The sequence below is a fragment of the Pseudoalteromonas luteoviolacea CPMOR-1 genome, assembly GCF_001625685.1.
Taxonomy (GTDB): Bacteria; Pseudomonadota; Gammaproteobacteria; order Enterobacterales; family Alteromonadaceae; genus Pseudoalteromonas; species Pseudoalteromonas luteoviolacea_K.
Map to the genome: position 1 here is coordinate 138942 of NZ_AUYC01000039.1, position 10671 is coordinate 149612.

Genomic DNA, 10671 nt, shown 5'->3' on the forward strand with positions numbered 1-10671 from the left:
GTCAGGAGTATGAAATGCGCTATTCTTTTGTATGTTAACAACACAAAGTTAAATTAAGATTAGCAGCAACTACGCGATACAAAAAAGCCCCAACCGGGGCTTTTTGATTATTTTTTCTTTTTCTTTTTACTTTTAGCCGCTTTTTTCTTGGCTTTAATTTTTGCTGCGTCTTTTTTCTTTTTCGGTGCTTTAGCTTCTTTGTGCTTCGGCTCAAGCCCTTCAATGGCACGGCGTTTTAATTTTTGATCTGTATAACGCTCGACTTTACCTAAAATTTCAACGTCATGTGCTTCAATCAGTGAGATAGCCGTCCCTTTTTTGCCTGCGCGACCTGTACGGCCAATACGGTGAACATAAATATCTGCAGTGCGTGGCATATCAAAGTTGATTACGTGCGTTATGTCGGGAACATCGATGCCTCGTGCAGCAACGTCTGTTGCAACTAGGATGTTGGTTCTACCACTGTGGAAGCTCGCCATGGCTGACATGCGCTTATCTTGCGGCATTTCACCCCGTAGCCAAGTAGTCTTGATTTCATTGGCATACAGCTCACCAATTAACTGCTCTAGACGCTCTCGAGTTTTAACAAAAACAATGGCTTTTTCGACTTCTTCGCTTTTAAGTAAGTGCGTTAATAGCGCTAATTTATGGGTGTAGTCGTCGGCAAGATGAGCCCACTGGTGGATTTTGCCTTTTTCTTTTCTTGATGGCTCAGCTTCCAGTAATGCAGGGTCATTGAGCATGCGTTCAGCGAATAACTCAACGCTATCACCTTCAAGTGTTGCGGAGAATAAGAAGCCTTGACGGCGGTTTTTAGCCTCTTCACAAATACGTAGCATTTCTTTTTTGAAGCCCATGTCTAGCATGCGGTCGGCCTCATCGAGTACCAGTAACTCGACGTTGTCAGCGTGGAAGTTTTCAGTTTCCAAGTATTCCATTAAGCGACCCGGGGTGGCTATCAGAATATCATTGTTTTTTTCGAAGATTTCCTTGTGGCTGCCATAGTTGATACCACCTGTGACAACACCAATACGCAAATGTGTGTTTTCTGAAAGTGCCTGACACTGTTCGTGTACTTGATAAGCAAGCTCTCTGGTAGGTGTCATAATTAAGACACGTGCAAAACCTGGATCTTTTCTTGGAAAATCCAGCAAGTATTGAATCGCAGGAATAAGAAAAGCGGCTGTTTTTCCTGTGCCAGTGGGTGCTGATGCAAGAATGTCACGCCCAAGTAGCGCTTCAGGGATAGCCAGCTGTTGAATGCTGGTGGCGGTTGTATAACCGATTTTTTTTATGGCAGAGAGTACTTTGCCATCAAGATCAAATTCAGAAAATTGCATAATGCATCACAAATAAAGGACAATAGCGGAATTATACTTGTGCTTAGCGTTTTCTAAAAGGTGCAATATGGCAAGCTTTGCATTTAAACAATTTAAAATTGACCAAAACCATGCCGCAATGAAGGTTTCAACGGATGGGATCATGTTTGGCGCGTGGTTATCGCTCGATAATGCGAAAAATGTACTTGATATAGGTGCAGGGACGGGGTTGTTGAGTTTAATGGCAAAACAACGGTTACCAGATTTAACGTTATCTGCGATTGAAATAGATGCGCAGGCAAGTAAAGATGCAAGTCATAATATTGCGTGCTCGCCGTGGCCAGATATTCGACTGCATCGTATAGCCGTGCAAGAATTTGAGTCGCAGGACAAGTTTGATTTGATATTTAGCAATCCACCTTATTTTCAAGCAAGCTTAAAAGGAGAAAATGCACAGCGAAATTTAGCAAGGCATACAGATAGTTTGAGCTTTGCAGATTTAATTGCATCTTTTTTGCGGCTTTCATCAGAAAGTGGCAGGCTGGCTATTATACTGCCCTCAGAGGGAGCACATATATTTATTGCGCTTGCACAAGCAAAGGGGCTCTTTTTGATTCGTCAATGCGATGTGAAAACGACGCCCTCTAAATCTGTGTCACGGATCATGTTTGAATTATCTAAAGTAGAGCAGGCATTGGCGACAGAGTCTTTGTGTATTTATGATGGCAATAATCAATACAGCGCTGAGTATACGCATTTGTGTCGTGCTTTTTATTTAAAAATGTAAAACCGTGTACGAACGTATGCACAATGAATGGAGAGTGTGATGGAGCACGCACAGCAAGTGCAACTGATATTAAACTTTTTGAATGAAATTGGTTTGCCATATCGGGTATTAGAGTTCACTGGAGACACTTTTTTACCCGGGCTCAGGCATAGTCAAGGTGTCTTAGACATTGATATGGCTAAGTTGCGTCATCCCGGAGATATATTGCATGAAGCTGGGCATTATGCGGTATGTGAACCTAAAGAGCGACATCTTTTAGATGGAGATATTTATAAAACAGGGCTTCAGCATCAGCGTCCAAAGCAGCAAATGATGGGCGAAGAAATGGCGGCCACAGCATGGTCTGTTGCCGCAGCCAAATACCTTGGCTTTTCTCTCGATGTTGTCTTTCATGACGATGGATATAGAGGAAATAGCGACAACCTGATCCAGGCTTTTGAGCAAGGTGGCGGCATAGGTCACCCGTTATTAGGTGCTTATCAAATGAGTTGTCCAGAGCAAGGTTTTCCCAACATGCAGGCTTGGATCCGAACGGTGTCTTGGGTCTAAGTGTGTGAGCGGGGATGCCCGCTCAAGCAGAGTTAGAGTGTTTCAGCATATTCAGTCATCACCTGCTCAATCCAGGTGGCGATGCGCTCATCACTCTTGTCGTATTGGCTGTCTTCGTCTAGAGCAAGGCCGACAAAGTGTTTACCATCTTCTGTTAATGCTTTTGATGCTTCAAATTCATAGTCATCTGAATTAGGCCAAAAGCCAATAAAATTAGCGCCTTGAGGTGCGATTTTATCATGAAGCATACCCAGAGCATCTTGGAACCACTGCCCATAACCTTGCTGATCGCCCATGCCAAATAAGGCGATGGTTTTTCCACTTAGGTCAACACCATCGATGTCATCCCAGTGAGATTCCCAGTCTTCTTGTAACTCTCCAAAGTCCCATGTTGAAATACCAAAGATCACAAAGTCAAACTGCTCTGCGTTTTTAAGTGGTTCATCTTTGATATTATGTAAAGATATGACATCTTTCCCAATGATTTCTTGTATTTTTTCGGCGGCCATTTCTGTATAACAGGTTGTTGAACCGTAAAATAACCCGATTTGCATTGTATTCTTCACTCAAATGGCTGTTATTATATGAGGGCAGTCTACCTTAAGGCTTAATCAATTGATACAGGCAGCCCGTGAACGAACAAGAAACCATATCAGAAGAAATAGAAGATGACTATTTTGACCCTATAGAGTCATTTTTAGATGCGTTGTTCTTAGAGCAAGGGTTAAGTGATAATACCATTGCCGCGTACAGAACTGATTTAGAGAAGTTTTCAAATTTTTTGAGTACACACCTTGATGGTCACGATATTCTCGCAGTGGGGCCCGCTGATGTTGAGGCTTATTTGGCATATCGTGTTGATTTAGGCCTGAAACCAAGAAGTACCGCTCGCTCAATTAGTGCATTGAAAAGGTTTTACCTATATTGGGTTAATCAGAAAAAAATCTCCCAAAGTCCACTGGTGAATATTGCGCAACCTAAAACAGTACAGTCTTTGCCAAAAACGCTTTCAGAGCAAGAGGTGGAAGCTTTGTTAAATGCGCCTAATATCGAAGATGCGATGGGGCTGCGAGATAAAGCTATGCTGGAGCTTCTATACGCCACGGGTTTGCGCGTGACAGAGCTGGTTGGATTGCGGATAGAGCAAATCAACTTGCGTCAAGCAGTTGTGTTAGTTAAGGGGAAAGGCGGCAAGGAGCGCATGGTGCCGATGGGTCAAGAATCATTGCGTTGGGTCGAACAGTTTTTGAAAGTCGGCAGGCCTCAAATGGTTAAGCATGCCAATGACTTTGTCTTCCCATCTAAACGAGGTATAGGTATGACACGGCAAACTTTTTGGCATAGAATCAAACACTATGCTATGTTGGCTGATGTCAAGTCTCCGTTATCGCCACACACGTTACGTCATGCATTTGCAACACATTTGCTGAATCATGGAGCGGACTTACGCGTTGTGCAAATGATGTTGGGTCATAGTGACTTGTCAACGACACAAATTTATACACATGTTGCCAGTGAGAGATTAAAATCTTTACATGAGCAGCACCATCCTCGGGCTTGATGGAATTTTTTTGAAGTTTCACGGTCTTAGTGATGAATGAAAAACGAATTTACGAGAACAAAGATGAAAAAGTTATTTTTAGCAGCCGCGCTTGCGGCCAGTGTTTCTGCTTATGCAGAAGAAACAACGCAAAAAGAGGGAGTTTTTGCAATTAACCCTATTCAGCAGTCACTAGCGGGTCTAGGATTATCAGTGAATGACATTACTGATAGTCCAATTCCTGGATTGAAAACCGTGATCACAGATCGTGGTGTTTTCTACTCAAGTACTGATGGTCGCTATTTAATGCAGGGTGCATTGATCGATATTCCAAACAGAAAAAATTTGACCGAAGATGCATTAAGCGGTGTTCGTAAAGAAGGCTTAAAGAAATACGAAGATTCGATGATCGTATACAAGGCGAAAAATGAGAAGCATCAAGTGACCATCTTTACTGATATCACTTGTGGTTACTGTCGCAAATTGCACCGTGAGTTAGAAGACTATCTAGAAGCGGGGATCACAGTTAAATACTTGGCATTCCCACGTGGTGGTATCCAAAGCCAAGGCTATGAAGATTTGATGAATGTGTGGTGTGCACAAGATTCGGCAACGGCGATGACGGAAGCTAAAGCAGGTAACCCTGTTGCTGATGTTAAAGATTGTACAGCCCCTGTTGCTGAGCACTATCAGCTAGGTCAAAAGTTTGGTGTAACTGGCACGCCGGCGATTATTCTTGGTGACGGTACGATTATTCCAGGTTACCAGCCTGCTGCAGAGTTAGCTGCATCTTTAGAAAGAAATGCAAAGTCTTAAGCTTTACGTATAATAGACACATTGTGAAAAAAGGCCGTTAGGCCTTTTTTTGTGCCTGTAATTGATTTTTCATCGGCACAATTTTAATACAGAAACAGTTCAATAAAGAGTAATCAGAGTTTTATGCAAACTAAGATCCAGCCACGAGAGCGTATTGATGATAGTTACTTGCCGGATACCCTCCACCCTGTCATTAAGCAACTCTATGCGGCGCGAGGTGTACAATCTGCAATTGAGTTAAATAATAGCGCAGCAACACTGCTTGATTTCAAGCTATTTAAAGATATATCAGTTGCCTGTGATATTTTGGCAGCCGCACTTGATGCTCAGCAGCGCATTCTGATTGTGGGTGACTTTGATGCTGATGGTGCCACCAGTACCGCAGTGCTGATGCAAGGGTTGCCTGAATTTGGCTTTAATCATGTAGATTATTTGGTGCCTGATAGGTTTAGTCTTGGATATGGGTTGAGTCCTGCGTTGGCTGAGCAAATTGTGCAACTTGCACCAGATTTGGTGATTACGGTCGACAATGGTATTTCCTGTATTGCTGGTATCGACATTGTTAAGGCGGCAGGTATCAAAGTTATCGTGACCGATCACCATTTACAAGGTGCGCAATTACCTAATGCTGATGCGATTATTAACCCCAACCGACATGACTGCCAGTTTCCATCAAAGTCGATAGCCGGTGTTGGCGTTGCGTTTTATTTATTAATTGCACTGAGGCACCATTTGCGGTCTATATCTTATTTCGAGACACACCAGCGCCGAGAGCCAAATTTAGCATCATTGCTAGATATTGTGGCATTGGGCACTGTCGCCGATGTGGTTGCGTTGGATGCGAACAATCGTACTTTGGTTTTCCAAGGGCTGGCCCGCATAAAAAATGGTCAAACACGACCTGGGATTAAAGCCCTAATTGAAGTCTCGAATCGCAATATGAACCGGCTCACAGCCAGTGATTTCGGCTTTTCGCTGGCACCTAGGCTCAATGCCGCGGGTCGTTTGGATGATATGAGTTTGGGTATTGCTTGTCTGTTAGCGAAAGATGAATATCAGGCGCGTCGGATTGCGAATGAGCTTGATAGCTTAAACCATGAAAGGCGTGAAATAGAGCAGGGTATGCAGCAAGAGGCGCAAGCTGTGCTGGAACGATTAAGCTATCAATCTCAAAGTGTACCGACAGCTGTGTGTTTATATCAGGATGACTGGCACCAAGGTGTGATTGGTATCTTGGCTGGTCGTTTAAAAGAGAAGTATCACAGGCCCGCTGTGATTTTTGCACAAGGAGATGATGGACAGATCAAAGGGTCTTGTAGGTCTATCGAAGGGATCCATATGCGGGATTTACTCGAGCATATTAATACTCAAAATCCAGGTTTAATTCTGAAGTTTGGTGGTCATGCTATGGCCGCTGGACTCAGTATCAATGAGTCTCAATTTGCTGCATTTAAAGAAGCGTTTGAAGCTGAAGTCGAACAGCAGTTGACTGAAGAGTTGAAACAGAGCGTTTTACTGACAGATGGGGCATTACCGAGCGAATGTTTTAACATGGATTTTGCCAATATGCTCCAAGCTGCAGGTCCCTGGGGGCAGCAATTTCCAGAGCCAATTTTTAGTGAACGCTTTGAGTTGGTGCAGCAACGTTTGGTGGCCGAAAAACACCTTAAGTTAGTGTTAAAACACCCTACAGGCAAACTGGTGGATGCCATTGCATTTAACGTTGATGTGAGAGCATGGCCAAATATGTCGGCCCAGCACGCAGATATAGCGTATCAGTTAGATATCAATGAGTTTAGAGGTAAGTTTTCACTGCAGTTGATTGTTCGTGAAATCCAAGCTGCTGCAATGTAGTTGGGCATAGTGCCACTTGATTTGCTCATTAAAGTTATATATCTGGGTTAAACCCCAAAATTATCGCATTTTGGGGCTGATATATGATGGCAAATTTTGATAGTATTGGCCGTTTAGATAGCCTACCAGAACAAACACCGTAAATTGAATCGAAAATACTGTGTGTGGGCTAGATGTTTAAGGTGTAAATTGGAGTAATGTAGATGTTTGAAGTGAATCCTGTGATTAATCAAATCAAGGAAATTCGCGAACGTACTGAGCTTCTTCGGGGGTATCTTTGACTATGCTCTAAAACAAGAGCGTTTAGAGGAAGTCAATGCAGAGCTTGAAGATCCGGCAGTATGGAATGAGCCCGAAAAAGCACAGGCTTTAGGCCGTGAAAAGTCCTCATTAGAGGTGATAGTTGAAACTATTGACAACCTCGTTGCTGGTGCAGATGATGCTGAAGGTCTAGTGGAACTGGCTGTTGAAGCTGAAGACGAAGACACATTTGTTGAAGCACAGCAAGAAGTAGAGGGCTTGGTTGCTCAGTTAGAAAAACTAGAATTCCGTCGCATGTTCTCAGGTGAGCAAGATGCCAACGATGCCTATATCGATTTACAGTCTGGATCAGGCGGTACAGAAGCACAAGATTGGTGTAACATGTTGCTGCGTATGTATTTACGCTGGGCAGAAGCGAAAGGCTTTAAGGTCGAAATCGTTGAAGCAACAGATGGCGATGTCGCCGGTATTAAAGGCGCGACTGTTCGCGTATCCGGTGAATATGCTTATGGTTGGTTACGCACTGAAACGGGAGTTCACCGTTTAGTTCGTAAGAGTCCATTTGATTCGACTGGTCGTCGACACACTTCTTTTGCCTCTGCATTTATTTACCCTGAAATTGACGACAATATTGAAATTGAAATTAACCCTGCAGATTTACGTATTGACGTATATCGTGCGTCAGGGGCGGGTGGTCAGCACGTAAACCGTACAGAGTCTGCGGTACGTATTACCCACTTACCAACGAATACCGTAGTACAGTGTCAGAATGACCGTTCTCAGCATAAAAACAAAGCACAAGCAATGAAGCAGTTAAAAGCAAAACTGTTTGAACTTGAAATGAAAAAACAGAACGCTGAAAAACAGTCGCAAGAAGATGCGAAATCAGACATCGGGTGGGGGAGTCAAATCCGTTCGTATGTACTAGATGACTCGCGGATCAAAGATTTAAGAACTGGCGTTGAGAATCGCAATACGCAAGCGGTACTCGACGGTGATTTAGATAAATTTATCGAAGCTAGCCTGAAATCAGGCCTTTAATCAACAAGCTAAACTAAGAGCTATAAAATGACAGATCAAATCCAAGACGAAAACAAACTCATTGCTGAGCGTCGCGCAAAATTGGACTCAATTCGTGAGAATTGTGATGCCAATGGCCACCCGAACACCTTCCGCCGTGAAGATTATACGGCTGATCTACAGGCTAAGTTTGGTGATAAATCGAAAGAAGAGCTTGTTGAATTAGACCATCAGGTGTCAGTTGCTGGTCGTATCCTGGCAAAGCGCGGTCCTTTCCTTGTATTACAAGATATGAAAGGCCGAATTCAGGCGTATGCTTCTAAAGATGTGCAAAAAGCACTGAAAGAAAAGTATGGTCAACTTGATATTGGAGACATCATTGGTGTTTCTGGTCCACTTCATAAATCAGGTAAAGGCGACCTTTATGTAGACATGGTTCAGTACGAGCTACTAACTAAGTCACTACGTCCATTACCAGAGAAGTTCCACGGTCTAACAGACCAAGAAGCAAAATACCGTCAGCGTTATGTTGACCTGATCACCAACATGGACACGCGTGAGACGTTCCGCATTCGTTCAAAAGTGATCGAAGGTATTCGTCGTTTCTTAGCTGAGCGTGACTTTATGGAAGTAGAAACGCCAATGCTTCAGGTTATTCCTGGTGGTGCAACAGCGCGTCCATTCGTGACTCACCACAATGCATTAGACATCGACATGTATCTACGTATCGCGCCAGAGCTTTACCTTAAGCGTTTGGTAGTTGGTGGTTTTGACCGTGTATTCGAGATCAACCGTAACTTCCGTAACGAAGGTCTTTCAACGCGTCACAACCCAGAATTCACGATGATCGAATTCTACCAAGCATACGCGGACTACAATGACCTAATGAACTTAACTGAAGACATGCTGCGTACTGTTGCACAAGATGTACTTGGTACTACAACAGTGATTAACACAGTTAAGAACGCTGAAGGTGAAGTCACTGAGACTATCGAGTATGACTTCGGTAAGCAGTTCGAGCGTCTATCTATGGCAGATGCCATCATCAAGTATGGTCCTGATGCTGAAGAAATTGCGCACATCTTTAAAGATCCTGAAAACCACTTTGATGAGCTAGTGACTTACGCAAAGAAAGTACACGTTAAGATCCCTGAGAAATGTGTATGGGGTGCTGGTAAGTTCTTATGTGAGATCTTTGAAGAAACAGCAGAGCACAAGCTAATTCAACCGACTTTCATTACTGAGTACCCGTGGGAAGTGTCACCACTTGCTCGTCGTAACGATGAAAACCCATTCATTACTGATCGTTTCGAGTTTTTCGTAGGTGGTCGTGAATTGGCGAATGGCTTCTCTGAGCTTAACGACGCACAAGATCAGGCTGAGCGCTTTGCACGTCAGGTAGAAGAAAAAGATGCTGGTGATGATGAAGCAATGCACTACGATGCTGATTATATTCAAGCACTAGAGTATGGTCTTCCGCCAACGGCTGGTGAAGGTATCGGTATCGACCGTTTGGTTATGTTATTTACTGACTCACCAACCATTAAAGATGTTATTTTGTTCCCGCACATGCGTCCGCAAGCAGACTAAAATAATATTGAAAGATAAGCGCCATTGAGGCGCTTTTCTTTGATCTGTGTAAGACATTTCTCAAAAATAATTTATCATTTAGCAATAATTTTATTATTTATATTCTAAAACAGTGCTTTATTGTTTTTGTTTCTGAAATAAAAACAAAATATCTAAAGTGACTTAGTTGGCAATTGAATTGTGCATTTCTATACTGTGTGGGCATTTAGGATGAATCACAGATAATAAGCAATAAGAATACATAAATTATGCCGAAAATAGATGAAGAACAAATCAAGCATGAAGCTGCGAGAAGGGAATATTGCAGACAGTGTATCAACGAGTTTCAGAAACTAGGCTATTTAGACTCCTACCTTGAAGAGGTTTTTGATCGAAAGCAGCGCCTGATGAGTCAATTCACTTCTTCTACAACCCCAAGAAATGACTATGATTAGAGCAATTTGTTAGAAAAAAAGACAGTGTGTTCAATCTGTCACCATATAGTCATTTTTTACAAGAAAAGTGTTTGACTTATTTTTTCTGTTCTATATTATACGCCCCACAAAGACGGAGAGGTGGCCGAGTGGCTGAAGGCGCTCCCCTGCTAAGGGAGTATAGGGTTTGTAGCCCTATCGAGGGTTCGAATCCCTCCCCCTCCGCCATTTATAATGGTTTTCTTTGTAATTGGACGCGTAGCTCAGCTGGATAGAGTACCTGGCTACGAACCAGGCGGTCGGAGGTTCGAATCCTCCCGCGTCCGCCACTTATCTCTAAGTGGAAAATAAAAGAGGCACTTTTCAGGTGTTAAAATTGATATTACGGACGCGTAGCTCAGCTGGATAGAGTACCTGGCTACGAACCAGGCGGTCGGAGGTTCGAATCCTCCCGCGTCCGCCACTTATCTCTAAGTGGAAAATAAAAGAGGCACTGTTCAAGTGTTAAAATTGATATTACGG

General features: G+C 43.1%; 10 protein-coding genes and 3 tRNA genes. 11 read left to right on the forward strand and 2 right to left on the reverse strand.

The features are described 5' to 3' along the window. Window positions 1-107 precede the first annotated feature (107 nt). Entirely contained in the window at window positions 108-1340 is a 1233-nt protein-coding gene (gene srmB / locus N473_RS17940) for an ATP-dependent RNA helicase SrmB (protein WP_063369110.1), read from the reverse strand. 67 nt (window positions 1341-1407) lie between these two features. On the opposite strand from srmB, the gene N473_RS17945 reads away from it, so the two are divergent. Both N473_RS17945 and N473_RS17950 read left to right on the forward strand, forming a co-directional pair. Continuing rightward, window positions 1408-2106, forward strand: coding sequence for a tRNA1(Val) (adenine(37)-N6)-methyltransferase (locus N473_RS17945; RefSeq protein WP_063369111.1), 699 nt, complete (start codon window positions 1408-1410; stop codon window positions 2104-2106). Between the two features lie 39 nt (window positions 2107-2145). Next, the gene (locus tag N473_RS17950) at window positions 2146-2655 is read left to right on the forward strand and encodes a hypothetical protein (RefSeq protein ID WP_231099594.1); all 510 of its coding nucleotides are present in this window, start codon (window positions 2146-2148) and stop codon (window positions 2653-2655) included. Window positions 2656-2687: 32 nt separating this feature from the next. Here N473_RS17950 and fldB read toward each other — a convergent pair whose 3' ends face one another. Next, window positions 2688-3209, reverse strand: a complete 522-nt coding sequence (gene fldB / locus N473_RS17955) for a flavodoxin FldB (protein WP_039611670.1) — start codon at window positions 3207-3209, stop codon at window positions 2688-2690. A gap of 77 nt (window positions 3210-3286) precedes the next feature. On the opposite strand from fldB, the gene xerD reads away from it, so the two are divergent. The 9 genes from xerD (at window position 3287) to N473_RS18000 (ending at window position 10612) form a co-directional block, all read left to right on the forward strand. Beyond that, a complete protein-coding gene (gene xerD / locus N473_RS17960; protein WP_063369112.1) occupies window positions 3287-4216 on the forward strand; it encodes a site-specific tyrosine recombinase XerD in 930 nt (309 codons plus the stop codon). A 63-nt stretch (window positions 4217-4279) separates the two neighbouring features. Further along, on the forward strand, window positions 4280-5011 hold the full coding sequence (gene dsbC / locus N473_RS17965; RefSeq protein WP_063369129.1) for a bifunctional protein-disulfide isomerase/oxidoreductase DsbC: 732 nt from the start codon (window positions 4280-4282) through the stop codon (window positions 5009-5011). Between the two features lie 123 nt (window positions 5012-5134). Then, window positions 5135-6865: a single-stranded-DNA-specific exonuclease RecJ gene (gene recJ / locus N473_RS17970; protein WP_063369113.1), complete on the forward strand. Its 1731-nt coding sequence runs from the start codon at window positions 5135-5137 to the stop codon at window positions 6863-6865. A 203-nt stretch (window positions 6866-7068) separates the two neighbouring features. Beyond that, a protein-coding gene (gene prfB, locus N473_RS17975) for a peptide chain release factor 2 (RefSeq protein ID WP_155735649.1) occupies window positions 7069-8167 on the forward strand; the annotation gives its coding sequence in 2 pieces (ribosomal slippage) (window positions 7069-7143 and window positions 7145-8167; 1098 coding nt in all). Window positions 8168-8194: 27 nt separating this feature from the next. Further along, window positions 8195-9736 (forward strand): lysine--tRNA ligase, encoded by a 1542-nt coding sequence (lysS, locus tag N473_RS17980; RefSeq protein WP_039611667.1) that lies wholly within the window; start codon window positions 8195-8197, stop codon window positions 9734-9736. 248 nt (window positions 9737-9984) lie between these two features. Beyond that, on the forward strand, window positions 9985-10170 hold the full coding sequence (locus N473_RS17985; RefSeq protein ID WP_063369115.1) for a hypothetical protein: 186 nt from the start codon (window positions 9985-9987) through the stop codon (window positions 10168-10170). Window positions 10171-10284: 114 nt separating this feature from the next. Continuing rightward, window positions 10285-10377, forward strand: a tRNA-Ser gene (locus tag N473_RS17990). 24 nt (window positions 10378-10401) lie between these two features. After that, a tRNA-Arg gene (locus N473_RS17995) sits at window positions 10402-10478 on the forward strand. A gap of 57 nt (window positions 10479-10535) precedes the next feature. Continuing rightward, a tRNA-Arg gene (locus tag N473_RS18000) sits at window positions 10536-10612 on the forward strand. Window positions 10613-10671 lie beyond the last annotated feature (59 nt).